Below are 26,672 nucleotides of genomic sequence, written 5' to 3'. Positions count from 1 at the left end.
CCCACAAAAAAGGCACAACAAAGACTTGCTGTGCCTACATGTATCAAATTCAAAAGGAAAAATTAAAACTTCATTTGTGCGCCAAGTAAGAAACGACGACCATAATCGTGTATCGCTAATGGGCGATTAGCATCTGACATGCCGGTGCTATTGCCCGACGTTGCTTCTTGCTCTTCATCCGTGAGGTTAATTGCTTGGAATACAAGGTTTAAATCTTCAGTAACATTGTAACTAATATTAAGATCATACTGACCAAAACCATCTTTATATTGGTTCAAACCAAGATAGTTAGTGTAGAAATACTCTGAACGATAAGTATAAGAAACACGGGCACTAAAGGTTGTATTTTCATAATATACTGTCGCGTTAAAGGTATCTTCTGAATTATTAGGTAAAACGGCTTCTTCACCCGCCTCTTTTTGCTCCGCAGTTTGTTTTAACTGTGCATCTGAATAGGTGTAGTTTGTCTGTACTCCAAAGCCGTAAGGAAGTTTCTGCGTGTAGTTAACTTCAAAACCTGAGTTCTCACCGCCTAAACCGTTCAGAGGCTGGGTCACTAAAAAGTCACGAACTTCTTCCACGCCTGTATCTGGATCTGTCGTGGCCCATTGTTTTTCAATAGTGGCATTGGTTATGTATGAGTCGATATCTTTATAAAAATAAGCAAACGATAAAATAGATGATTCATTAAAGTACCACTCAGCAGATAAGTCATATTGAGTCGCACGGTAAGGCTTCAGGTTCGGGTTACCCTCAGAACCTTTACAGCCTGTAGCTACAGCACAATAACCACTTTTGCGGGCAGATAAGAAGTCATAATCAGGGCGAGACATGACTTTTGCCGCAGCAAAACGCACAACCACATCATCTGTAAAGTCGTAGTTGATATTCACACTTGGCAAAATATCATCGTAGCTATTAGAGCTATAGATATCTTGAATATTTTCAGGTGCAAAGCTGCGCCCTGTGTATTCAACAGAACGAGAATCAAGCTCTGTTTTCACAGCTCGAACCCCAAAATTACCGCGCCACTTATTATGATCGAACACCGCTTTTACATACCCTGCGGTGACGGTTTCTTCTAAATCAAATGTGTAATCAAGGTGTTCATATGGCGCTGTAGAAGGTGCTGTTGATGATATCCAATCAGCATATTTTGAATTATCAAACTGCCATAAAATTGCATTATCTGTCGAATCGCTTGCGAACATGCCTAAGTTAAATTGTTCACCATCTGATGATACTTTTGGATAATTCGCTTTTATTAAACTTGCAGCTTTGGAATGCTCTCGGTACTTAACCCCAGCCTTGATTGCTTTGAAGAAGTCACCATCTAATAGATACTCAAAATCTAGCTGTCCGTAAACTTCCTTTGAGTCGTTGTATATGTCATTTTTATGGTTGTAGTCTAAGCGATAATCATCAGCGCTTAAATCAGCGTCTAATGTTACATCTGGCTTCCCATTGTCTAATGTAAATGATGCGCTTGTATTTGCGTAATATTCTGAGTAAACATCACTTACTTCACCATCAGCCTTGCTATAACCTAGCTGACCTGTAACAGTGTAATTGTCTGCTTTATATGTCACTTTTAAATCGTGCGCTTGAGTTTTAAACTCCCCCTCATAACCTGCATTGCCATAATATCCTAAGTTATTATGGGCCGGCAGATCGCCCGAAATTAAAGTACCATCAACAATGACTGGATTTTCTACATTTGCAATGTTTTGCAAAATAAAGCCGCTTGAGTAAGTTCCGTATGACTCATGCTCAGATTTTGAATATAAGTTATTAAAAACAAAATCTACGTTGTCATTTGCTGCATATTGAAACGTCAAAGTTGCGGTATCTAAATCACTATCACTTGCGTATCGGTTATAGCCTACCGCGCCAGGGTAAAACTCTGCGTTGCCATCTTGATCTGCATCGGTACTGCGATAGCCGAATCGAACTTCTTTGCTATCACGTTGGGTCGCAGTTTCTTTATGAACAAATCCTAGATTAAAACCAAAATCTTGTGCTTCATTTTTCCACGAATACAAACCAGAAAGGTACGGTTTAGTTTCTTCAGCATTTTCAAAATGATAAGCCTTAACAGAGAGCGCTGCATAATTCGCTTCACTATCGAGCGGTTTACGAGTTTTTACAACAACGGTACCACCTATAGAGCCCTCATCAATGTCTGCTTCTGCCGACTTATATACTTCAAGCGTATCTACTAATTCAGCTGGTAGCAGCGAGTAGTTAAACCCTCGTGAAGGACGCGTAATTGAAGCTGAAGCAGTTGCTGAAGCAACGTTTTGCCCGTTTAACAAGGTAATATTTAAATGCGGTGCAGTACCACGAATACTAACTCGGTCGCTTTCACCACCTAGGTCTTTTTCAACTTGTACACCCGGAATACGCTGTAGTGCATCAGCGACAGTTTGATCTGGAAATTTACCAATATCTTCAGCAGAAACGGCATCAACTACACTGTTTGAAAAGCGCTTCATATTAATGCTTTTCTCAACTGATGCAGCATAACTTCTTACTTCAATCTGCTCGATATCTTCTTTAGTTGCTTTTTTCTTTTCTGGCAGTTGACCTGCTGCATAAACAGATACTGATGTACTTAAAACTAAAGTAGGAATAAGTGCTTTTTTAACACCAGCCGCTAGCGCTGAGAATTTTTTATTCATGGAACTGTAACCTTATAGTTTTTGTAAAGTGAGAGATTTTGTGACTACAAACTACATAAATGCTCTTAAGAACAACAATTGGTAACAACTTTATTGTTACAATGCGGCTACAATATTAGTAATAAATTATAAAATCAAGATATTTTATTCTAAAAAATACGCTTAGGGTAAAATATTTAATTCTCAACTTTTAATCGCTCACCACCCATAAAGAGATAAACTAAATACAATCAATACCTTGATAGCAATGAAAAGAGAAGAAATCAAAGCTGCTTTTAAAGATTCATAGGCTGCCTTGATGTTTTAAAAACAGGGAATTAATTATTCCAAAACTAAATCAAACACAACATTGACACTTGCTCTGAAGGTAATCGATTCTTGTAAATACTTACCTTCTGGGACTGTATTAATACGTGAGCCCGTTACCATGATTCGTTCAATATTTGTGTTGCTGCCATAGCCAAAGTGACTACCTACTTCTTGTGATTGAATACTATACACCCGACCAAGTTTCGCTTCGAATGCGCTAGCAAGGCTACTTCCCTGCTGTTTGGCATTCGCAACTGCTTTATCAAGAGCGGCTTGCTCGTAATCTGAGGCTTTGGTTGATAAAAGTTGAATTTGCTCGATTTGATTGACACCCACTTTAAGCGCAAAGTTTAAAAAGCCATCCAAAAGGGAGAGTTGTTTAAGGCTGACTTTGACCTTGCGGGTAGCGCGAAAACCATCTTTAACTTGGTTATCGTTTTCGTCATAGCGCATGTTCGGCTCTACGAAAATTCGACCCGCAGAGATACTTTTTTCGTCTATTGAGAAATTATTTAAGCCCGCAAGGAGTTCATTTACTTGCGCATCTACTTGCTGCTTAGCCTGCACACTTTCAGCTTTAACAGCTTCAAACTCTAACGTGATATCTGCCCTATCAGGGGCTGTACGCACAACAGCCTCACCCTTAACAACAATATGGCGATTATCCGGCAGACTTGTTGCAGCCATCGCAGAGCTGGAACACAAAACCAGTGCTAACAAAGATTTAAGCATCATAACCTCTCCTTAGAAAAAGTTATGATGCCTTGCTAGGGTGTGAATGTATAGCAATGTATGCTGTTTTTAAGTGTAAATAGTTGCGAAGAAAGGAAATTAATTAATGAAAAGCTAACACGGCATATTATGACAAGTTGCTAAAATATGCCGTCTTTTTAAAGATTTGCTTAGTGAGCTAGTACACTTAGCCACTCATCTGGGTTTGCTAAAATGAACTCAAATATATCGTTATTATTTAAAGTTATGCGAATTCCATCTGCTGTGATTGGCAAAATACCCGCGCCTTTACCTGAACACTTACCAAAAGTTTAAAAAGCCATCCAAAAGGGAGAGTTGTTTAAGGCTGACTTTGACCTTGCGGGTAGCGCGAAAACCATCTTTAACTTGGTTATCGTTTTCGTCATAGCGCATGTTCGGCTCTACGAAAATTCGACCCGCAGAGATACTTTTTTCGTCTATTGAGAAATTATTTAAGCCCGCAAGGAGTTTATTTACTTGTTCATCGACTTGCTGCTTAGCCTGCACACTTTCAGCTTTAACAGTTTCAAACTCTAACGTGATGTCAGCCCTGTCGGGGGCTGTAAGCACAACAGCCTCACCTTTAACAACAATATGACGATTATCCGGCAGACTTGTTGCAGCTATTGCAGAACTGGTACATAAAACCAGTGGTAACAAAGATTTAAGCATCATAACCTCTCCTTAGAAAAAGTTATGATGCCTTGCTAGGATGTGAATGTATAGCAATGTATGCTGTTTTTAAGTGTAAATAGTTGCGAAGAAAGGAAATTAATTAATGAAAAGCTAACACGGCATATTATGACAAGTTGCTAAAATATGCCGTCTTTTTGAAGATTTGCTTAGTGAGCTAGTACGCTTAGCCACTCATCTGGGTTTGCTAAAATGAACTCAAATATATCGTTATTATTTAAAGTTATGCGAATTCCATCTGCTGTGATTGGCAAAATACCCGCGCCTTTACCTGAACACTTACCAACGTTATTGATTTGCGCTCGGGAAAATGTGTATGGGCCTAAGCCTAGCTCTTTATTAAACGGTTCAAAAACAATGTCTTGTTCAGTAACTACAAGCTTACCATCCGCTTTTGCGACACCCGATTGAATAGTTGCTGCTGACTCTATAACTGTGTGTGCGTGCATATCCTTTACTCCACTTAACATATGAGTGTTAGTCTACACTCAATGAAACCTTAAAATTGCGTACCAACTTAAGATACAGCAAGTACAAAAAAAGTACAGTAGAGTTAGTTAATTTAAAACATTATCTTTTGAAATAGTTATTGTTCACTGATCTGTAGTTTATTGTTAAATCGCACATAAACGATTGCTCCACCCTCAGTCTTTAGCTGATGTTTAAAACCGGCAACTGACGAGAAGTAACTACCAGCCTCAATTTGTTTTGCTTCACTATGTTCAACAGATCGGTAGTTAAGCTCGCCGCTGATCAAAACTGCGCGTAATGAACCTCTTTCACTTGTTAATTGCCCATTAAAACCCGCATCAAGTTTAACTAAAACACCTTGTTGATTTTGTTTTTGCCAAAGAGGGGTAAGGGTAACCTTTTTAGAGTCTAATGACGTTAACTCATCGCTAGTAAGCCATACCATATTGTCTGCATGAAGATTGAGTGAGTGCTCGCCATTGTTAAACTGCGCCTTAGAAGGCTTAACCAAATAAGGCCCTTCATCGATTTCAAGGTATATGAGATTGGTCTCAGCCTTAGCAGCTGTTATGTGATTTTGCCCTGCAGGTTGCGTCCAAAATGACCCTGTTGCCATCCAATTCAATTCTGCATTTGGGTCATCATTATGCATCAGTCCTTTAATGACAATGCCACGGTATGAAATATTATGAATATGCGCAGGAGATGAGAAGCCCGGTTTAAAGCGCACTAGCATACCGGTTGCAGAATCTATTGTTCTGTCGCCCCATAAGTTTGCTGCGCCAGGGCTTTTATCACCACGTAGAGGGTTTAAATATCCCCAGTTTATGGACTCTACGGGGACAAGTTCAGACTGGGGATTATCCAACCTTTTTTCATCAGCAGCGGCTGAAAATGCAGCAATAAGTACTACACTTGTTGTTAGTGATAATAGCTTTAACATATTAAATTTCCTCTAATAGCAAACCCAAGAGAACTCTCTTGGGATTACAAATCTTGTTGTTAGCACAGTACTAATTTATTTCTTGTACCTTCATCACTAACTCCGGCCAATTACGCTGATTTTCTATGTCATGCTCAAGGCCTTGCTCATCGGCAATAGTGAAGCGCTTAATTGCAGGTGTTTTACTGGTTGCTTGATATAACCAATATGCTTCTGCTTTTAATGCCTCCGCAATTGGCTTATCAATTGATTCATATACCATTTGTTTGCATGCATTAATTGATTCAGCAGGAAACTGAGCAATTCGGTTTGCTAGCGTATCAACGTATTCATCAATCTCATCGGGGTTAAGCGCTTTATTAATGGTACCCATGCGCTCAGCCTCATCTGCATCAAAATCACGGGCACTCAAAATAATTTCTAAAGCACGACCTAAACCTGTCTGGCGAGCCATTCTTGAAGCACCGCCACCACAGGGTAAAATACCCATACCAACTTCCATTTGCATAAATTTAAACTTACCACGAGCTGCAAATCGCATATCAAGCGCTAGCGCTAGTTCATGGCCACCACCGCGTGCAAAACCTTCTAGTTTTGCTATTGTTGCCTGCGGCACTTTACTTAAGCGCTCACAAATTGATTGTAAGTCCAGCAGCTTCGCTTCATCGCGTGAAACAACTTCAACTGACATATCTTTCAATAGTTCAGTATCATAGTGGCAAACCCAAATTTCAGGGTTTGCTGATTGAAAAATAACAACTTTAGTGTTTTTATTGGTTGCGGCTGTAAAAAAGCTATCGTAAAAATAAACTCTAAATTTTTACATCTAGACGAGTTAAAACTTCGTCCATCGCCATAATCAAAGTAGTATTTTTTGCTGTATCAAACGCATCTGGATGTGGGTTCGAAAATGCACCAATATCATTATCAAAATAACGGCCAGTCATACCTGTAAATTGGTCACTTAACGCAGCCTTAACTAAAATATCAGCCCCGATAGCCAAATTTTTTCCTTGTGAACCATATGCTTCCTTAACCATTTTGCTTCCTAAAAAAGAGGCTGGATTAACTGCCACTAAAGAAGGAGTATTGTCTGCCCATTGTTTTGCCAATTGTAGCGTCCACATAGTTAGCGCTAATTTACTTTGCGCATAAGCACTGCTATCAGACAATGCTTGCAAGCCTTTAAGTGCTGCAATACTAACCGGTGCTTGCGCCGCTGAAGATAGGTTCACTATGCGACTATTTTCATTCATAAGAGCAGATAAAGATTTGGTCAAAATATAAGGCGCAATCGTGTTCACTAAAAAGCGTACATCTAGATCTCCCTCGCCTAGGTTATTTGCTATTTTAAAAACGCCAGCATTATTGATCAGTACATCAATATGTGAATATTTAGCTTTGACCTGATTGGCTAATTCAACCACCTGTTTTAGCTCTGATAAGTCAGCTAAAAACGTATCAATTTTTGCACTGCTATAAAGCGCCTCTATCAACTCTTTTGCTTGTAAAAGCTTTTGCTGGCTACGACCATGAAGTAAAAGCGTATGACCTAATGAAGCAAGTTTTTTTGCCGTCTCAAGGCCAATGCCATCTGTAGCGCCTGTTAATAAAATTGTTTTAGGCATACATAATGATTCCTTTTAATAAGGGGTCAGTGAAGTTAGTCAAGCAAATAAATTCATCACTGCTATGCAGTTGATAAATAAGGCTTACTTACACATATAAAACTCTCCCCTTTAGTTGCATTTGTCATGTTTAGTTTTACAAATAAAGCTTAAGGCTTTGGATAAAACGAATAAATAACGTATAAAAAGAATCAGAATTCTGATTTTCGAGATAATTGATGGACACTAATTGCATTAAACTATTTGTGTTAGCGGCTGAGACACTCAACATTAGTGCTGCAGGCGAGCAGCTGGGCCTTACTCCATCTGTAGCAAGTGCCTGGTTAGCCAAATTAGAAATGCAAGTTGGAGCAGACCTATTCCACAGAACGACAAGGAAAGTAACTTTATCACTTGCTGGCATGGAGTTTTTACCTTATGCCAAAGAGATCCTTGCTCAACAAGAAGCCGCGCTTGCAACCTTAGGACAAGGTAACCTTAATATTAGCGGAACATTGAGGTTTGCTGCATCAAGTACGTTTGCGCAGCGCTTTATCATGCCTATTTTGCCAGAATTCCTAGACCGCTACCCAGATATAAACCTTGAACTCATGCTCTCAGATGGCCAAGTTAAATTAATTGAAGGAGGGTTTGATCTAGCACTGAGAAACCTCGCTGTGGAAGATAGTAGCTTGATTTGCAGACGCCTTGCCAAAGACACTCGGATATTGTGTGCCTCACCAGACTACTTGGCTCGTAATGGCACTCCGAGGAATCCTGAAGAGCTTATCCGACATCAATTATTAGTGTTTTTAAATACCAAACCCCGCAAGTTAATTACCCCTAATTGCAGCGATCATTTTAGTTTTCCACCTGAAAAAAGTAAGCCACGCATTTTGTGTGATGATGGCGCAAGTATGCGTATAGCAGCAAAAGCTGGCGTGGGTATCTGTATGAGTTCATTGTGGAATATTCATACTGAGCTAGAAGCAGGTTCTTTAATTCGAGTTTTACCTGATTATCAAATAAGTGATAACAGCGCTATCTGGCTTGTATACCCGAAATCAAATGTACTTACGGCTAAAGTAAGAGTTCTTATAGATTTCTTAGTCGAAAAAATAGGTAACTCGCCAGAGTGGGAAACGATAAATAAAAAATGATTACTCTATTATGAGCACCCTGCACGATTTAATAGCAAAAACTAATACCTATGCGCTTAATTAGGTAGACTATTTTGAGGCAATAAAACCTCGTTGATAACAAAGCAAAAATTTCATTATTTAGTTATTTTCGGCAATTGCTCCCGCATTGCTCTCCCTTCTGTATCCATGCAGTCGAAAATCAGAAACTCTTAACATAGGTAGCAATAGCCTTACATAAAACATAATTAAGTATTATTAAATAATGATATAGGTAAAACTTAAGTAATAAAAGTCACGGATTGTCTTTTTAAATGCTATGCTTAGAGTTACTAATTAGTAGGTACAAGACTCATGACTCAATCGCTAAAGAAAACTCAAACAAGGCTGAGAGTAAACGCGGTAATTGTTATTATATTAGTCATTCTGCTAACAGTGACTTCATTATTCTTTTACAAGCATGTTGATAACCAATGGCGTGATTATTCCAATACTGCAAGCAACGTTTATGTTTTACATGACACCTTGGTGCAAAGGTTAGGATATGGTGGCTTTATACACCACTTTAAAAATCTAATTTTAAGAAAAAATGTTGATCTTTACCTCCCTAGTATAAAAAAAGAAATTTACGAAATAAAAGTAATACTAGAAAAGCTAGAAGCTGTAGAAAATTACGACAAGCAAGCTCTCGGCGGTGTAAGAACGACCCTAGCTAATTATGAGGAAAAGCTTGATTTAGCGCTCAAAATGATTGAACAAGGCGCTTCTAGTGAAGCTATTGACGACATTGTAAAAGTTGATGATGCGAAAGCCCTTGCAGCCCTATCTGACTTTGAAAGCCACGTAAACACCATGCTTAAGAAAAAGAGTGTGGCGATAAATGAAAACTTTAAATTTGCATATACAGTTCATATTCTGACGATTGTACTTTTGGCTGGTATTTTGCTCTTTTACTTTAAAAAGCTATCTACCTCATATAAAGAGCAACAAGCTTTAACTGATCAAGCATTAGAAGGGGCAAGAATTAAATCAGAATTTCTTGCTAATATGAGTCATGAAATTAGAACCCCCTTAAATGGCATTATGGGTTTACTACAAATCCTGCAACCTAATATTCAAAAGCCCCAAAACATAGAAATTGTCTCAAAAGCTCTTTTTTCATGCCGATCATTACTTACTATTATTAATGATATTTTAGACTTTTCTAAAATGGAAGCGAACGAGCTTACAATCGAAAATGTTAACTTTTCTTTGATAAAAATAGTTGAATCTATAAATTCTGATTTTTTACCTATCTGTAACGAAAAGTCTATCGAGCTAAACATTGATATAGACAAAAATGTCGAAAATATATGGATTGGTGATCCTGTTCGTATTAGGCAAATAATTTTAAACCTAGTTTCTAACGCTGTGAAATTCACAGAGCAAGGTGGTATACAAGTTATTGTAAAGAAAAAAGTAAAAAACTTAATCCCAGGTATCGAGTTACAAGTATTAGACACAGGAATAGGTATGAGTGAAGAAGGTTTGGCAAATCTTTTTCAACGCTTTCAACAGGCTGATAATAGTATTACACGCCGCTTTGGCGGCACAGGCCTTGGCATGTCAATAACAACAAACTTAATTAAACGGATGGGAGGTACTATAGACGTTGATAGTAAATTAGGCGAAGGCACACGCTTTACCATATTTTTACCGCTAGAAATAGCAGAGCAGCAGCAAATCATAGAAAGCCCCCATATAACTGATGTTCCCAATCTTGAAGGTAAAACAGTTCTAATTGCTGAAGATAACCCACTTAATACTATGGTCATTCAATCCTTAATGGCCGAAACAAATGCCAATGTTCAGTTTGCCAAAGATGGTCTAGAGGCTATAGATTTATTTAAAAAAATAAACCCTATGCTCGTCCTGATGGATATCCAAATGCCAAAAATGGGGGGGATTGAAGCCTGTGCACACATTCGAGCATTAAACCCTACGACTCCGGTAATCGCGTTAACAGCAAATGTCATGAAAGAAAATATTATTGAATACAAGAACTGTGGTTTTTACTGCCATGTTGGTAAGCCCGTTGAAAAACATCTGCTCTTTGAAGCCTTGAATAATGCCATTTCACAGCACAGCCAAAACTTATCTGATTAATAAAAACGGCCCCATAATTAGAGCACATGACTCCAGCACTAACAGTTTAAATCCCAACAGCTAGTGTCTGAGAAATGATAAAAAGACACCCATGTTTAAAGATAATTAATCACCTACTTTAGAGAGGACTAGAGACATCACGTAATTAGACACCCACTTTTGGTAAAATTAGCATATCAATTGCATTTGACTTAGCGAAAAAGATCGCTCATAGTCGAAAAAATCATCAATACACATAAAATCTAATAATAAACACATCTAATTTGCTTGTAATGAAACTATATAGAGGAAGCTTGCAATGCCTTTCCTCAACAAAACCAAGCTTTAACAAATTAGAGAGTAGCAATTTATTATAAAATGCTATGCAAATGTGGGGAGTGCATTATGAATCGCAAGTCAAAATTAATTTATCGTATTATGTTAGCCTCAAAAGTTAACAACTCTAATAAAGAAATTTCTATTGATAACCTAAAACAGAACTGCTGTCTTTCTGAAACCGAACTACTCAACATACTAAAAGAGCTAGAAATAAAGAAACTTATATGTTGGGATTCTAGCAAGTCAACATTTATGATTTCGAGTTAACTTACTAGTTTTTAAAGTATAATCAACCTAAGATTACTTGCGAAACAAATTGTCAATTGTTTAACAAAAAAGTGAATAAACTACTTTCTGTTTCTCACTCTTTAGAATTACAGCTAAGCTTATAGTGTTCAACTCATGGAGGAGAAGAGCATGGCAACCCCTCGTAGAAACTTAATTAGCGTTTCAAACACGCCTTACTATCACTGTATTTCACGCAGCGTTCGTCGCGCTTATTTGTGCGGGCAAGACCCACTAACAGGTCGTTCGTATGAACACCGGCGCGATTGGGTTGAAAAGAAACTACTTCAACTTGGTCGTATATTTTGTATTGATGTTTGTGCTTACGCAGTTATGAGTAACCATACTCATCTAGTACTTCATATTGATATAGCAAAAGCAAATCGTTTGAATAATAAAGCGATTCTGATTAGATGGCACAAGTTATTTAAAAGTACATTCCTTTGCCAACAATTCTTAAATGGCGAATTGCTAACAAAAGCAGAGCTTTCTGCGATTAATGCCAGAGTAAATTTATATCGAGAGAGGCTCAGTAGCATCAGTTGGTTTATGCGCGTTCTTAATGAGAGTATTGCACGACAAGCGAATCAAGAAGATGACTGTAAAGGTCGTTTTTGGGAAGGTCGCTTTAAGTCACAAGCATTACTTGATGAAGCAGCTCTTGCAGCTTGTCTTGCGTATGTTGACCTAAACCCTGTAAGAGCGAAAGCGGCTGATTTACCTGAGCAATCTGACTACACCAGTATAAAAACACGCATTGAGTCAGCTCAAAATAATAAGCAACCAAAATCACTTATGCGCTTTGCAGGTAAACCACGTAAGCATATGCCTAAAGGTCTGCCATATGAGCTCAAAACATACCTGCAACTCGTTGATTGGACTGGTCGCTCAATACGAGAAGATAAACCAGGGAAAATCCCAGAAGATGCATTACCAATACTTGAAAGACTAAACATTTGTACTGACAACTGGCTTACACTCACCACTTCCTTTACCCGCTCATTTAAAAATACAGCGGGTAAAGAACAAGCCATCAACGATTATACGAATCACATGAAACGAAAACGAAGAAGCTCTATTAGCACTAGTCGTGCACTATTTGCCTAAACCGAAACTCGAAAATGTTTAAAGTGGTCTGCCTTTGAGCTAAGCTTGCCCAAATCAGGCGCTAATCAGACAATGTCTACAGAATCACCTAAACATAACATTTATCTGTAAATTAATTTAGAACGACTAAGCAAGTCGGCTTTAAAATTAGTTATTAAAATACCTACAAAAGTGGGTGTCCGAATAACTTTATTACCTGTACCTAACCAGCTGTGTCATCTTCAATCAAATCATCAAAATTGAGCCTGAATTTATATTGTCTAACTTGGGTGCCTAGATAACCTTAAAGTGGATGTCTTGATAACTTAAGAAATAAAAAGCTCAAAGAAAGTTAGATTAATACAAGAATAAAAGATTGGTTCTAAAAAAATTTAAAAGGGATTTAAATGAAATAAGTCACCCAAATAGAATTTTGGGTGGCAGTCTTACCAGCCGCATCTCGGCACACACATCACACGCTGTGGCTGCTCCCTTCCGGGCCTGACCAGGTTCACCTGCTAGTGTTGCGAGAGGACCAATAAGACTACCATTGAGGGCCTTGTTTGGCGCGGGAGGGATTATCTCTACTTTTAGCCAGTTATTCAAGGGGTATTCGAAAAAGAAAGTGCGATTGCATACTTGGTATACAATCGCACTGTCATTAAGGGGGTTATCGCTTACTTTTCAAGTTCAGCTTTAATGTTGCGCAGCGCGGCTTTCACTTTCTTCATATTTTCTGGGCCCATACGCAGCAGTTGTTTTTGCGCATCGGGTAAGTTTTCCCACTCAGAGTAAGCATATTGATAAGTAACTGAGTTACGAACGAGTGGCATATCACCTTTTGGCTCTGGCGTATCAAGCAGTACATCAATCGCTTCTTCTAACGTGCCTGTGAATGCATCACCTTCGTAACCAATTTCTGCATAAGCTTCACTGATAAGGGGTTTATATTCATCATACATACGAATAACTTGAGCAGCGCTTAAGCTAGTAAATAGTTTTACGTAAGGTGTATAGCGCTCATAGCTATTTGGGTCGATTGTTAAAATATCGCCCTCAATAACTTTAAACGACTCTTTAGGGCGTTCTACAGGTGCATGGCTAACTGCCACTTTACCTTTTGCGATGTTATCAACGTACACAACACCACGGCGAATAAGATCATCAGTCACCATTAAGCTCATCACTTGGTCGCTTAGTAACTCATCCATGCGAGCAACAACCACTTCATCGCTTTCATTTAACGTTGGTAGTGGCTCAACTTCTGGAACTGGCTCTGGAGTGCGCTCTGGTGCAGTATCTACAACAACGGGCTCTGGCTCAGGCTCTGAAACTTCAGGTTCTGGGTCAGGCTCTGGCTCTTGATTCTCAACAACTGGCGCTTGTTCGCTAACAATGTCTTCAACAACTTGCACTGGTTTATCTTCAGGCTTCAATAATATAAACGCTGCCACACCAGCAACAAGGATAAGCACAACCACCGCAAAAATCAGGTTGTTATTTGATGAACCCTTTTGTACTTCAGGCTCTGACGAATGCTCTGACATAGACACTCCCTTAAAAATAAAACAGATAAAAATACGAAAAAACCATTTAGCCTTGAGCTAATCTTTGCTTCTTCTAGCTTAAAGACTTACAGTTGATAAATAAAGTAAAGACGCACAACTATTTAAATGCAACCATGAGCAGTAAGTTAAAAAAAACACAACACTCTAAAATCGCTTTATTACTAACAGGTGGTGGCGCGCGAGCGGCTTATCAAGTTGGTGTGCTTAAAGCGATAACGCAAAGCATGCCTCGTACAGCACCGCTGCCCTTTACTATTATTAATGGGACATCAGCTGGGGCAATTAATTCCGCTGCATTAGCATGTTATGCATCGTGTGCACATTTAGCATGCAAAAAACTTGAATGGGTTTGGAAGAATTTTTCGACCTCTCAGGTTTATAAAAGCGACTTTTTAAGTGTGTTTTTGCATATTACCCGCAACATGCTTACAAGTTTTCAATCTGAACATATAAATCACCCACCAGCGAGTTTGCTGAACAATAAGCCGCTGCGAAAACTGTTGCACGAAATACTCGATTTATCGCGTATCGAACGAAACCTGCATAAAAATTACCTAGATGCAGTATCGATTACTGCTTCGAGCTATACCACAGGTGACTCTGTGGCATTTTTTCAGTCACTTACACAAAAGCCGTGGCGCAGAGCAAAACGTGAAGGACAAGCAACCCGCATAAATGTTGAGCACTTAATGGCGTCGAGTGCCATACCTATGGTGTTCCCAAGTGTGAATGTGTATAACCACTATTTCGGCGACGGCTCTATTCACCAACTTTCGCCACTGAGTCCGTCGGTTCATTTAGGTGCTGAAAAAATCTTTATTATTGGTGTTGATGAACCAAAAGAATTGCATCCGCCGGGTTATCAGCCTCATTACCCTGGCCTTTCCAATATTGCTGGTCACTTACTCGATAGCGTCTTTACCGACACACTTCAGTCTGATTTAGAACGTTTACAACGTATCAATCGCACGCTGAGCCTATTACCTGCCCGTGACAAACACCAAGAGCTTAAACAAATCGAAACTTGCGTGATCAATCCATCGCAAAACTTTAATGCAATCGCAGCTCAGTTTTATGATGACATGCCCATGGCAATTAAGGTGTTACTACGTATGATAGGTGTTAAGAAACGTTCGCAATCGAGTTTAACAAGCTACTTACTGTTTGAAAAACGTTATACCCAAAAGCTCATAGAAATTGGCTACCAAGATGGCCTTAAAAAGCTACCTGAAATTCGTAAATTTTTAGAGTTGGAGTAGCTAATCGCTACTCCATACCGTCGAGTAAAAACCTCTCTACCCGCTCTACTCGGCGTGGCTTGCCTTGCAGCACTAAAATATCGCCTGCTAATAAAATTGTTTGTGATGAAGGCGCGTCAATTTCACGGTCTTGTCGGCGCAGCGCTCTAACCGACACACGGCGCTGCTCAAGCTTAAGCTCACTAATTTTCTGATTAACCGCATAAGCATGCTCTGGCAGAGCTATAACATGTAAATACTCAAGCCTATCTGAACTGGCCTCTTCGCCATCAAGTTTATCACCAGTGAAAAAGCCATTTAAAAATTTATAACGATTGCGCCGCTCTTTACTAACACGGCGTATGATCCGTGTCATCGGCACACCAGACATATAAAGTACATGCGAAACTAACATAAGGCTTGCTTCAAGGGTTTCTGGTACCACTTCAGTAACACCAAGCTCTTTAAGGGTTTCAAGCTCAGTATCATCACGCATTCTTACCAATATCTTTACATCAGGTGCTATTTGTTTGATGGCATCAACAACTATTTGCGTTTGCTCAAAATCGGTAAAGGTAATAATGACTAGCCTTGCCCGCTCTACACCCGCTGATTTTAAAATATCTTTTTGATTCACATGGCCAAATATAACCGGTTCACCAGCCGCTTTCGCTTCTTGCAATAAGATAGGGTTACTTTCGACCGCGACGTATTCAATTGCTTCTGGCTTTAAAAAGCGCGCAACAGTTTGCCCAACACGGGAGAAACCACAAATAACGACATGATTTTGATACAAAGGACTACTTGTCGCAGGCTGCTGCCAGTACTGTCCTGTATGGCTTAAAAGGCCAAGTTTTTTGAGAATAAGCGGTGTTTTTTCAATTAAGTAAGGCGTTAGCGCCATCGAAAGCACGCCAACTGCAATTAAAAACGAAGCTTGCTCTGAGCTTATTAACAAATGCTGAGAAGCAAGTGCAATTAACACAAAACCAAATTCCCCCATTTGCCAAAGCATAATACCCGCTGATACCGCATCTTGCTTTCGCTCCCCCATCACTTGCGCAGCAATCGCAAGCACCGCTATTTTAAATAGCAATAAACCAATTAATACCGCGATGATCCAGTACCAACTATTAAGTACATAAAGCACATCTAGCTGCATACCAACAGTCACAAAGAATAGCCCCATTAATATATCGCGAAACGGTCGAATATCGGCTTCTAGTTGGTGACGATAATGGCTTTCTCCTAACATCATGCCGGCTAAAAATGCGCCTAACGCCATCGATAAACCAAATAGGTAAGTCAAGCCTGCGGCAAACAAGGCAACCAATAAAGTCGTTAGCATAAATAGCTCATCGGTTCTTACCAGCGCTATTTCGCTAAACACTTTAGGCAAAATCCATTTACCTATGCCGAACAATAAAATACACACTAAAGCACCTTTAGTAAGTGCAAAAGCCAATGCACCGGCAATTTCTTCAGAGCCACTTTGGGCTAGCAAGGGGTAAACAATGAGCAGAGGGACAACAGCAATATCTTGAAACAGCAACACCCCTATTGCCAACTGGCCGCGGCGCTGGTTTAAATCTCCAGATTCTTTAAGTAGCTTCACCACCACCGCTGTTGAAGACAGCGCCATTAAACTAGCAATAGTAAAACTGTTTAAAAGGCTGTGCTCTAGCAGCAGTAAAATTAGCATAAACACTATGCTGGTCACCACGACCTGTAAGGAGCCAAGGCCAAATACAATATTGCGCATTGCCATTAAACGCGGCAATGAAAACTCAAGCCCTAAGCTAAACAGTAAAAACACAATGCCGAGCTCAGCAACAAAGTGCATTTCATGGCTTTGCGCCATCCAGCCAATACCATGACTCCCTGCCAATACGCCTGTCGCAAGATAAGCAAGAATGGGTGGTAAACCAATTCGCTTGAAAAACCAAACAAATAATACGGCAGCGACAAGCAAGCCAAACACTTGGATCAGCACATTTTGCAAGCAATCAACTCCCTAGACTTAGTGACAAAACTGGTTTCTCTTTTAAATATAGCAACCTTCTGTTTTTCGGCCAGTTTAAAAATATGGCACAAATCTCGCTACATGGGAGTATCTAAACACTCCGGGGGGAGAATTATCATGGAAAATGTCCATATTTTGACGCAGCGGGTGTCTGCGCGAGGCGAGTTTCTGCCGTTTTCGGCAGAGCATTACCGAATAAATGAAACAAATAGTCCACACGATTTGGTCGCAAAGTTACAAACCACGTTATCAATCGAAGAAATTTTGACTATTTTTGCCGAGCACGCAAAGCAACTAATCAATTTATCTGGCTTACAGTTCCAATCTGCACTCGGAGTGTCACAAAGCGCAGGCAGCGATACCAGCCAAACACCGTACTCTTTTGATTTAGATATCGAAAGTGAACGCTTAGGGCAGCTAATTTACTTTAGTCAGTTCCCTATGGGTAAAGCGATTGAAGCAAAATTAAAGCAGCTCCATACAGCTTTGGTTTATCCACTGCGTAATGCGCTTATGTACACCCGCGTATTACGTTTAGCGACTAAAGATGCGCTAACAGGCTTAAATAACCGTAGTCAATTTAATGACAGCTTGGCACAAAAGCTAGAACGTTGCCGCCGTCAACATCGCCCATTTAGCTTAATGTTGCTTGATTTAGATAACTTTAAACAAGTAAACGATAACTTTGGTCATAAAATTGGCGATGATGTGCTGCAAGAATTTGCCAATGTATTACGCAGTAGTGTTCGCGGTACCGACTCAATTTTCCGCTTTGGTGGAGATGAGTTTGCATTGCTAATTGACGATCCTGAATTTACCACTAATAAAGTGATTGCCGATCGCATTATGAGCTTAGTTGCTAGCTCAGGATTGATGGCTCAATATGATGTTACATCAAGTATTGGTTATACACTCGCCAATAACCAAGATTGCGAAAACGAAGTGTTTGCCCGTGCTGACAAGGGCCTTTATAAGGCAAAAGCAGCAGGAAGAAACTGCGCAAGAGCTTACTAATTGAGTAAAAGCCTAGCATCCCCCGCTAGGCTTTTTTGTTTATAAGTTTATAACCAAATAATACTAACCAAAAACCAGCGAAGAAGCCGCTTAATAAGTAAAGCAAGGCAGCCATGGTGGTAAGGGGCGATACCATCACTAATGCCAGCGGCGTAAGCACGCCCAATATAAAGAAAATACCGCCTTTGCCTGACCAGTAACCTAGCAGCAATAATGAGCATACTAGGCCGCCAGCTAGCGCATAAAAAAGTGTATTTATTGTCAGCTCTGTATAAGCAAAACCAGCAATTACAGCCACTAGCACCGACAACGCAAAGCCAAGTGGTGCTTTATTAACTAGTGATAAACCAACATGAGGTTGTTCACTCATAGAGTGTCTCCCAAAGAATTCCATCTTCAACACTGTGCTGTTCACTAACAAAGTAGCCAACAACTTGCACAAGTTGATCGTTATAAAAAATTAGTGGTGTCTGCGCACGTAACCAAGGAGCTACTTTGGCATCTTTAAACCAATGTTTTAAGGTGTTTGAGCCGGGTTTATATAAAGGTTTGATACGTGCTTGTGGCTTATTAAACTCAACCCTTACTTGCTCATCCTGCTTTGGTTTTCTAATGCCCTTGCCCGCTTTCACTATTAGTTTTCGGCCATCTGTCAGTTCAATGCCCTGCAAAGTTATATCCATCGCCTCAGGTATTGCCTGCTCCTTCACAAAGTACCAATGCTGCTGATGCCGACGAACATCACCGCTTTGCAAACAAATTTTTAACTGCGCATCGGCTTTTGCCGTTAAACCTTGCTCAATAATTTGCTGTAGCTGATTCTCAGAAGGTAGTTGATGGGTAAACTGATTCAGCCACGCACGGACAAGGTTTGCTTGTCTGGGCTTACTAAACCTCGCTATTGCCTCGCAGCTTAAACCACCCTGTGAATTTTGGCAGTGTGTAAGGTCGCTTTGCGTATATTCATCGAGCAGTGATTGCTGCTTTTGTAACAGCCGAATACTGCGCGCTGCACTTTTTTCAAACCCTTGAAAACGCTCCGTTAAAATAGGCAGAACCTGATGACGTAAAAAATTACGGTCAAAGCGCTCATCAACATTTGAATCATCGGTGATATGGGTAATAGCAAATTCATCGGCAAATTGTTCAATTTGCTCACGCGAGATATTAATCAAGGGTCTAAAACACACACGCCCAGACGCTAATAATCGTGTTTGTGGCATTGATGCTAAGCCCTGTAAGCCAGAACCACGCTTTAGGCGAAGTAAGAAGGTCTCAAGTTGATCATTTAAGTGCTGACCAAGCAGTATTACACTACCTAACATACAGTTTTCGTCGAGTGCTTGGTACCGAGCCTCTCTTGCTTGTGCCTCAAGTGATGTACGCGAGCGCTGATGAATTTCAACCAGCACAGCTTTAAATGCCACGTTGAACTCTTCACATAGCGATTGGCAAAACCCTTGCCACTCATCAGCATACTTGCTCAAACCATGATTAACATACACAGCTTCAAGCTTAAGTTCTGAGTGCTGCTGTTGAGCTTGCTTCATTAAATGTAACAACACAACCGAATCTACACCGCCAGATAAGGCAACGCTAAAGCAAGTTTGCTGAGCGTTCAGCAAAGGCTGCAATTGTGCTAAAAAATGGTGGTATAAATCTGATGTTTGCATTAAAAACCAATGAGTATACAAGCGTCTGTGTTATCGGCATTATAAAACAAAAAAGCCGCAAAAGCGGCTTTTTTCAATTTTAAGCTGTGTTTAGCAATAGCCAAACGACATTAAACGTTTGTAACGCTGATCAAGCATTTCATCTAGTGAAAGGCCTTGTAAGTCAGCTAGGTCACGCTTAAGTTGGTTTTTAAGGTTACGCGCCATCGCATCGTAATTCCGATGTGCGCCACCAAGTGGCTCATCAATTACGTTGTTGATTAAATCAAGCTCTTTAACACGTGCAGCTGTTACACCCATGGCTTCTGCAGCTAATGGTGCCTTGTCTGCGCTTTTCCATAAGATTGATGCACAACCTTCTGGCGAAATTACAGAGTAAGTGCTGTATTGCAACATGTTAACGCGGTCGCCCACACCAATAGCTAAAGCACCACCAGAACCACCTTCACCGATAACAGTACAGATAGTTGGTACTTTTAACGCAGCCATTACTTTAAGATTACGCGCAATTGCTTCACTTTGACCACGCTCTTCAGCGCCAACACCTGGGTATGCACCTGGGGTGTCGATAAAAGTCATGATTGGCATTTTGAAACGCTCAGCCATTTCCATTAAGCGTAATGCTTTACGGTAACCTTCTGGCTTTGGCATACCAAAGTTGCGTTTAATTTTTTCAGCCGTGTCACGCCCTTTTTGTTGGCCAATAACCATCACTGGTTGACCTTCAAAACGTGCAACACCACCTAAAATAGCTGGGTCGTTAGCAAAAGTACGGTCGCCTGCTAGTTCGTCAAATTCCGTGAAAATGCGCTCGATGTAATCACGAGTATAAGGACGCAACGGATGACGGGCTAACTGAGAAACCTGCCAAGCACCTAATTCAGAGAAAATTTTCTCTTTCATTTCAGCACTTTTCTCTTTTAATCGACTGACTTCCTCTTCTAATCCAAGGTCTAATTCGCCAGCGCGGCTTACATTTTGTAATTCTTCAATTTTTGCTTCTAATTCAGCGATTGGAAGCTCAAAATCAAGATAATTGAGGCTCATGCTCTAAACTACCTAATTAGTTAAATTCTAGTTCTACATCTTGCGCCGCCATCAGCGATAACTTGTGAATTAAGTCATCACTCGGCGTAACACACCATTCGGTTCCTAAAGTAATCTCAGCCAACGCATCCGGACGTTGATAGAATACTTTAATAGGACAAGTACCAAACTTATAAGGTTCCAGCACTTTTTGTAAATTATCGAAGAAGTTCGCCTCGATCTGCACCATATTCAAGGTCATTTTAATCGCTTTTATACGTTTTTCTCGCGCCTGTGCGATGGTGCATATGTCTCTAGCGGTCATTGTAATGCCACCAGAGAAGTTATCAAAGCTGACCTGTCCAGATATTACCAAGATATTGTTTACTTGCAGCAAATCTTGGTACATTTCAAACTGTTCTGGGAATAAGCGTACATCAATACGGGCACTCTTGTCATCTAAAGTTACAAGACCCCATCGATTTCCCTTTTTGTTTATCAAGGTACGAGCAGAAATCACTAAGCCTGCAGCCGTTGACTGCACATCGCGGTTAGTGGGTTGTAAATCAACCAGCCTTCCTGACGTATAATGCTTTAACTCTTTACGATACTGATTAATTGGGTGACCAGTTAAGTACAGACCTAAAGTTTCTTTCTCACCGTCTAGCCACTCATTGTCGGTTAAATCTGTGGCTTTAATAAATGCTTGTTCAACTTCATCTGGCTCTGTAGCAAGTAATCCAAATAAATCTGCCTGCCCAAGTGACTCAGCCTTATGATGCTGATCGGCCGCTCGCATGGCATCTTTTAAGCTTGCGAGTAAGGTTGCACGGCCAGGCTGGGTTTTATCTGGGCCAAGTTGGTCGAGCGCTCCGGCATAAATAAGCTTTTCAACAACACGCTTGTTTAAACGCTTTAAGTCAACACGGGCACAAAAATCAAATAAGTCCTTAAACGGGCCACCTTCGCTACGAGCTTCTAAAATAGCTTCAACCGGTGCCTCACCAACCCCTTTAATGGCACCAATACCGTAAACAATTTCACCTTGTAGATTAACCGTAAACTTGTACTCACCGGCATTAACATCCGGCGGTAACAAGGTCAGTTTCATGTTTTCACATTCATCTACCAAGGTAACAATTTTATCGGTGTTATCCATATCTGCCGACATTACCGCAGCCATAAACTCTGCTGGGTAGTGGGTTTTCATCCACAGCGTTTGGTACGATACTAAGGCATAAGCAGCTGAGTGAGATTTATTGAAGCCATAACCTGCGAACTTCTCTACCAAGTCGAAGATTTTCATTGCAAGTTCGCCGTCAACTCCGTTTTTAACAGCGCCTTCTTCGAAGGTTGAACGTTGCTTTGCCATCTCCTCAGGCTTTTTCTTACCCATCGCACGACGCAGCATGTCAGCGCCACCTAGCGTATAACCAGCCAGTACCTGAGCAATTTGCATTACTTGTTCTTGATAAAGAATGATACCGTAGGTTGGCTCAAGGATTGGTTGCAAGCTATCGTGTTGCCACTGCGCATCTGGATAAGATAATTCTTCGCGGCCATGCTTACGGTCGATAAAGTTATCTACCATGCCTGATTGCAATGGACCAGGGCGAAATAGTGCTACCAGTGCGATCATATCTTCGAAGCAGTCGGGCTTTAGACGACGAATAAGGTCTTTCATTCCACGAGATTCGAGCTGGAATACCGCGGTGGTTTCGGCGCGTAGCAGTAACTCAATACTTGGCTTATCATCAAGTGGAATAGCGTTGATATCAACGGGCTTTTTACCCTCACGAGCTAAGCGCTCGTTAGTCATATCAAGCGCCCACTGCAAGATGGTGAGTGTTCTAAGACCTAAGAAGTCAAACTTTACTAAACCTGCTGTCTCAACGTCATTTTTATCAAATTGCGTTACCGGGAATTTACCCTCATCATCACAATAAAGAGCGGCAAAGTCAGTGATTGTGGTGGGTGATATTACAACACCACCAGCGTGCTTACCCGCGTTACGTGTACAGCCTTCAAGGATGCGACACATATCAATAAGCTCTTTGACCTCTTCATCACCGTCGTAGGCTTCTTGTAAACGCGGCTCAACATCAAACGCTTTAGCCAAGGTCATGCCCGGATCGCCCGGTACTAGTTTAGAGATACGATCAACAAAGCCGTAAGGGTGACCAAGTACACGGCCTACGTCACGGATAACCGCTTTTGCAGCCATAGTACCAAAGGTAATGATCTGAGATACCGCGTCACGACCATAAAGCGCCGCTACGTGATCAATTACCTCATCACGCCTATCCATACAGAAATCGACGTCGAAATCGGGCATTGAGATACGTTCTGGGTTCAAGAAACGTTCGAATAGTAAGTCAAATTCGAGTGGATCGAGGTCGGTGATCTTCAGTGCATAAGCAACCAATGAGCCAGCACCAGAACCACGCCCTGGACCTACCGGAATATTGTTATCTTTACTCCACTGAATGAACTCCATTACGATCAAGAAGTAACCTGGGAAACCCATTTGGTTGATTACGTCGAGCTCTATTTTCAGACGCTCATCATACTCGCCACGTTTTTCTTTTCGCTCTTGCTCATCGGGGAATAAAAACTGTAAACGCTCTTCAAGACCATCTTCAGAGACCTTAACCAAGAAGTCTTCAATTTTTAGCGAACCGGTTGGGTAATCTGGTAAGAAGTAAGTCCCGAGCTGCACGGTCACATTACAGCGCTTAGCAATTTCAACAGTGTTTTCTAGCGCTTCAGGAATATCGCTAAATAGCTCAGCCATTTGCTCAGCCGTTTTAAGGTATTGCTGCTCAGAAAAACGTTTTGGTCTACGTTTATCTTCTAGGGTGTAACCGTCATGGATTGCTACGCGGATTTCATGGGCTTCAAAGTTTTCTGGCTTTAAAAATACTACTTCGTTAGTTGCCACTACAGGTAACTGCTCTTTTGCGGCAAGCTCAACAGCTAGGTGTAAATAGTCTTCTTCTAAAGCACGTTCCGTACGAATAAGCTCAATGTAATAATGATCGCTAAAATGTTGCTTATAAAAGCTAACGACCGATTCTATAAGCCCAGGGTTACCTTTTAATAGGGCTTTACCTAAGTCGCCATCTTTAGCGCCAGATAATAAAATTAGGCCACTTTTGTGCTCCACTAGCCATTCACGGTCTACTACCGGGCGGTGAAATAAATGCCCTCGTTGGTATGCTTTAGAAATCAACAAGGTGAGGTTTTTATAGCCTTCGTTATCTTTCGCTAAGATGGTAATTCGGCTAGGTTCATCTTCAAATTCAGGGCTTCTGAGCCAAAAATCTGCGCCGACAATAGGCTTAATCCCCGCGCCATGGGCAGCACCATAAAAACGCACCAAACCACATAAGTTCATCTGATCGGTGATAGCCAACGCAGGCATTTGCAGCTCTTCTGCTTTAGCGACAATTGGCTTAGTTTTAGCGAGGCCATCCACCATTGAGAAATCTGAGTGAACACGTAAGTGAACAAATTGCGGCGCAGGCATTACAGTTGCTCTCCTTTTAACGCCAAAATGCGCTGAACAGGTTTAAAGCTTTTACGATGTTCTGCAATAGCACCGTATTGTTCAAGCGCTGCAAAGTGTGCTTTAGTTGGGTAGCCTTTATGGCCTGCAAAACCATAGTCAGGGTAACGCTTATCAAGCTCAATCATTTCTTCATCGCGGGCAACTTTCGCTAAAATAGATGCCGCTGAAATCTCTTCGACTAGGCTATCGCCTTTTACTACCGCCTGTGCTGGCACAGTTAATTGACTAGGCACACGATTACCATCAATAAAAACAAACTCTGGCTTTACACTTAAGCCTTCAACCGCGCGACTCATCGCGAGCATGGTGGCATGTAAAATATTTAGCTCATCAATCTCAGTTGGGCTACAACGACCAATTGCATAGCACAGGGCTTTTTCTTTTATTTCTGCCGCTAATAATTGACGTTTTTTGTCTGATAACTTTTTAGAATCGGCTAACCCTGCAATTGGCTGATTTGGGTCCAGTATTACCGCAGCAGTAACAACATCACCGACCAATGGACCACGGCCAACTTCATCTACACCAGCAATATAATTAACATTCGGTCGTTCAATTTGCATTTAGTAACTCCGCGACTGCTGCTGCAGCTTGTTCATTGGCATTTAATCTAATGTTTTTATGTATGGCTAAAAAGCGCGCCTTTAGTTCGCTGTTATCGGTATTAAGCATAGGTGTTAGCGCAGCCGATAGGTTTTCAACATTACACTCAGTTTGTAGGTACTCTGGGACGAGTTCTTCATCGGCTAATAAATTAGGCAACGAGAAATACTTAATGTTAAAAGTGAATAAGGTTTTGAAAATCCAGTAACTCAATGGCTTAATTTTATAACCCACAACCATCGGCTTTTTGTACAGCATACCTTCAAGTGTTGCGGTTCCTGAGGCAAGCAAAATGGCATCAGCGGCTTGCATTGCAAGATTTGACTGACCATCCAATAATTGCAGTTTTAGAACAGGGGCTGTTTTTTCTAAAATCTCACAAAACTGTGCTTTTCGTTTTTCATTGACTAACGGCACCACAATTTTAAGATCAGGATTTTGCGCTTGTAATTTCGCCGCTGTTTCAATGTAAGTTTCGCTTAAAAGCCCTACTTCAGAACCTCGACTACCAGGTAGTAATGCAAGCACTTTATCAGTTTGTGCCAATCCAAGTTGATTACGAGCCTCGGTTTGGTCGTGCTCAAGAGCAATATCATCAGCCAGAGTATGACCCACAAACGTACAAGGTACATCGTGCTTATCATAAAAGGCTTTTTCGAACGGCAATAATGCCAACACTAAGTTAGTGGCGGCACTGATTTTATGAATGCGTTTTTCGCGCCACGCCCACACTGACGGGCTAACATATTGTACTGTTTTAATACCCGCCTCTTTTAGCGGCTTTTCAACACGTAAGTTAAAGTCAGGGGCATCTATACCAATAAATACATCTGGTGGGTTATCGATAAAATGCTGCACCAATTGTTTGCGTATTTTTAGTAGGCGCGGTAATCGGCCAAGTACTTCAACTAAGCCCATTACAGATAATTCGTCCATATCGAATAATGTTTTACAGCCAGCCGCTTGCATACGCGGGCCTGCAATCCCCTCAAATATGGCATCTGGAAAACGGCGTTTAAGTGCTTTTACTAGCCCTTCACCTAAAATATCACCTGATAACTCACCTGCCACCAAGGCAATACGTAACGGCTTTGTTTGTTCTTTCATTCGTTGATAATTCGCAACTTTTGGCACTAATAAAAATGAGTTTACCGTGTTTTAGCAGTCGGATAAATGTCACACGAGTAATTAATACTAGAATTTAAATAAGTGCTTATTCATTAACCTAGGTAACCAGCTAAGAAAGTAAACAATTAATTTTTTAGCCGAGAGAATACCTATAAGTGAGTAATCTTTTTGTTCTATAAAAACTGGCTAAAAGTTTTTGATAAGGTAATTAATCGATTGAAAAGTTAAGCTTTAATCTCTAGTCTGTAGAAATGATGAACAATTATTTAATCTTATTTTCTTATTTTTCTATTGACTAAAATGAATACAAGGTTAATATTCACAAAGTTTCAATAATTACTGAAACTTCATAACCAATAATTTGTCGTGTCTACCGCACTCGCTAACAAGGAGCTAAA

19 protein-coding genes, 1 other RNA gene and 1 pseudogene are annotated in these 26,672 nt (G+C 40.6%); 5 read left to right on the top strand and 16 right to left on the bottom strand.

All coding sequences use genetic code 11. The features are described 5' to 3' along the window. Positions 1–62: 62 nt before the first annotated feature. The 7 genes and pseudogenes from NO991_RS13420 to NO991_RS13390 form a co-directional block, all read right to left on the bottom strand. Positions 63–2,681: a TonB-dependent receptor gene (locus tag NO991_RS13420; RefSeq protein ID WP_371352121.1), complete on the bottom strand. Its 2,619-nt coding sequence runs from the start codon at positions 2,679–2,681 to the stop codon at positions 63–65. Between the two features lie 321 nt (positions 2,682–3,002). After that, positions 3,003–3,725, bottom strand: a complete 723-nt coding sequence (locus NO991_RS13415) for an SIMPL domain-containing protein (RefSeq protein WP_294410121.1) — start codon at positions 3,723–3,725, stop codon at positions 3,003–3,005. Between the two features lie 297 nt (positions 3,726–4,022). Beyond that, the gene (locus NO991_RS13410) at positions 4,023–4,418 is read right to left on the bottom strand and encodes an SIMPL domain-containing protein (protein WP_371352120.1); all 396 of its coding nucleotides are present in this window, start codon (positions 4,416–4,418) and stop codon (positions 4,023–4,025) included. A gap of 167 nt (positions 4,419–4,585) precedes the next feature. Further along, complete coding sequence (locus NO991_RS13405; protein ID WP_187490472.1) at positions 4,586–4,885, bottom strand: hypothetical protein; 300 nt, start codon at positions 4,883–4,885, stop codon at positions 4,586–4,588. 137 nt (positions 4,886–5,022) lie between these two features. Beyond that, positions 5,023–5,850: a DUF4437 domain-containing protein gene (locus NO991_RS13400; protein ID WP_300581704.1), complete on the bottom strand. Its 828-nt coding sequence runs from the start codon at positions 5,848–5,850 to the stop codon at positions 5,023–5,025. Between the two features lie 70 nt (positions 5,851–5,920). Next, positions 5,921–6,640: pseudogene (locus NO991_RS13395) on the bottom strand (enoyl-CoA hydratase/isomerase family protein); the annotation flags it as partial. Positions 6,641–6,662: 22 nt separating this feature from the next. After that, positions 6,663–7,478, bottom strand: a complete 816-nt coding sequence (locus NO991_RS13390; RefSeq protein ID WP_300358690.1) for an SDR family NAD(P)-dependent oxidoreductase — start codon at positions 7,476–7,478, stop codon at positions 6,663–6,665. Positions 7,479–7,696: 218 nt separating this feature from the next. Here NO991_RS13390 and NO991_RS13385 point away from each other — a divergent pair, with 218 nt between their 5' ends. From NO991_RS13385 to NO991_RS13375, 3 genes are all read left to right on the top strand, one after another. After that, complete coding sequence (locus tag NO991_RS13385) at positions 7,697–8,617, top strand: LysR family transcriptional regulator (RefSeq protein WP_054553765.1); 921 nt, start codon at positions 7,697–7,699, stop codon at positions 8,615–8,617. A gap of 333 nt (positions 8,618–8,950) precedes the next feature. After that, positions 8,951–10,741, top strand: a complete 1,791-nt coding sequence (locus tag NO991_RS13380; RefSeq protein WP_166341534.1) for an ATP-binding protein — start codon at positions 8,951–8,953, stop codon at positions 10,739–10,741. A 735-nt stretch (positions 10,742–11,476) separates the two neighbouring features. Next, positions 11,477–12,451: a transposase gene (locus tag NO991_RS13375; protein WP_371352119.1), complete on the top strand. Its 975-nt coding sequence runs from the start codon at positions 11,477–11,479 to the stop codon at positions 12,449–12,451. A gap of 423 nt (positions 12,452–12,874) precedes the next feature. On the opposite strand, the gene ffs is transcribed toward NO991_RS13375, so the two are convergent. After that, positions 12,875–12,971, bottom strand: an RNA gene (gene ffs, locus NO991_RS13370) — signal recognition particle sRNA small type. A gap of 136 nt (positions 12,972–13,107) precedes the next feature. Further along, on the bottom strand, positions 13,108–13,977 hold the full coding sequence (locus NO991_RS13365) for a DUF3014 domain-containing protein (protein WP_300358915.1): 870 nt from the start codon (positions 13,975–13,977) through the stop codon (positions 13,108–13,110). A 134-nt stretch (positions 13,978–14,111) separates the two neighbouring features. On the opposite strand from NO991_RS13365, the gene NO991_RS13360 reads away from it, so the two are divergent. Continuing rightward, positions 14,112–15,257, top strand: coding sequence for a patatin-like phospholipase family protein (locus NO991_RS13360; RefSeq protein ID WP_138599329.1), 1,146 nt, complete (start codon positions 14,112–14,114; stop codon positions 15,255–15,257). A gap of 7 nt (positions 15,258–15,264) precedes the next feature. On the opposite strand, the gene NO991_RS13355 is transcribed toward NO991_RS13360, so the two are convergent. Beyond that, a complete protein-coding gene (locus NO991_RS13355) occupies positions 15,265–17,238 on the bottom strand; it encodes a monovalent cation:proton antiporter family protein (RefSeq protein WP_300358912.1) in 1,974 nt (657 codons plus the stop codon). Between the two features lie 138 nt (positions 17,239–17,376). Between NO991_RS13355 and NO991_RS13350 the strand changes: the two genes are divergently transcribed. Then, a complete protein-coding gene (locus NO991_RS13350; protein WP_235373785.1) occupies positions 17,377–18,273 on the top strand; it encodes a GGDEF domain-containing protein in 897 nt (298 codons plus the stop codon). A 25-nt stretch (positions 18,274–18,298) separates the two neighbouring features. Here NO991_RS13350 and NO991_RS13345 read toward each other — a convergent pair whose 3' ends face one another. The 6 genes from NO991_RS13345 to lpxB all read right to left on the bottom strand — a co-directional run bounded on the left by NO991_RS13345 (position 18,299) and on the right by lpxB (position 26,253). Next, positions 18,299–18,643 (bottom strand): hypothetical protein, encoded by a 345-nt coding sequence (locus NO991_RS13345; protein WP_166341542.1) that lies wholly within the window; start codon positions 18,641–18,643, stop codon positions 18,299–18,301. After that, positions 18,636–19,946, bottom strand: a complete 1,311-nt coding sequence (tilS, locus tag NO991_RS13340) for a tRNA lysidine(34) synthetase TilS (protein WP_371352118.1) — start codon at positions 19,944–19,946, stop codon at positions 18,636–18,638. The genes NO991_RS13345 and tilS overlap by 8 nt, the downstream gene beginning before the upstream one ends. 90 nt (positions 19,947–20,036) lie before the next feature. Beyond that, positions 20,037–20,993: an acetyl-CoA carboxylase carboxyl transferase subunit alpha gene (gene accA, locus NO991_RS13335; protein ID WP_054553102.1), complete on the bottom strand. Its 957-nt coding sequence runs from the start codon at positions 20,991–20,993 to the stop codon at positions 20,037–20,039. 16 nt (positions 20,994–21,009) lie between these two features. Continuing rightward, positions 21,010–24,501 carry a DNA polymerase III subunit alpha gene (gene dnaE, locus NO991_RS13330; protein ID WP_054553103.1) on the bottom strand — a complete coding sequence of 1,164 codons (3,492 nt, stop codon included), beginning with the start codon at positions 24,499–24,501 and terminating at the stop codon, positions 21,010–21,012. After that, positions 24,501–25,106 (bottom strand): ribonuclease HII, encoded by a 606-nt coding sequence (gene rnhB, locus NO991_RS13325; RefSeq protein ID WP_138599325.1) that lies wholly within the window; start codon positions 25,104–25,106, stop codon positions 24,501–24,503. Before rnhB ends, dnaE begins: the two co-directional genes overlap by 1 nt. After that, on the bottom strand, positions 25,096–26,253 hold the full coding sequence (gene lpxB / locus NO991_RS13320) for a lipid-A-disaccharide synthase (RefSeq protein ID WP_300358903.1): 1,158 nt from the start codon (positions 26,251–26,253) through the stop codon (positions 25,096–25,098). Before lpxB ends, rnhB begins: the two co-directional genes overlap by 11 nt. Between the last annotated feature and the right edge of the window lie 419 nt (positions 26,254–26,672).

It is taken from the genome of Pseudoalteromonas sp. DY56-GL22 (assembly GCF_041414715.1).
Lineage (GTDB): Bacteria > Pseudomonadota > Gammaproteobacteria > Enterobacterales > Alteromonadaceae > Pseudoalteromonas > Pseudoalteromonas simplex.
Note: the sequence above shows the minus strand (reverse complement) of the source record. Positions and strands in the feature narration are given on the sequence as shown.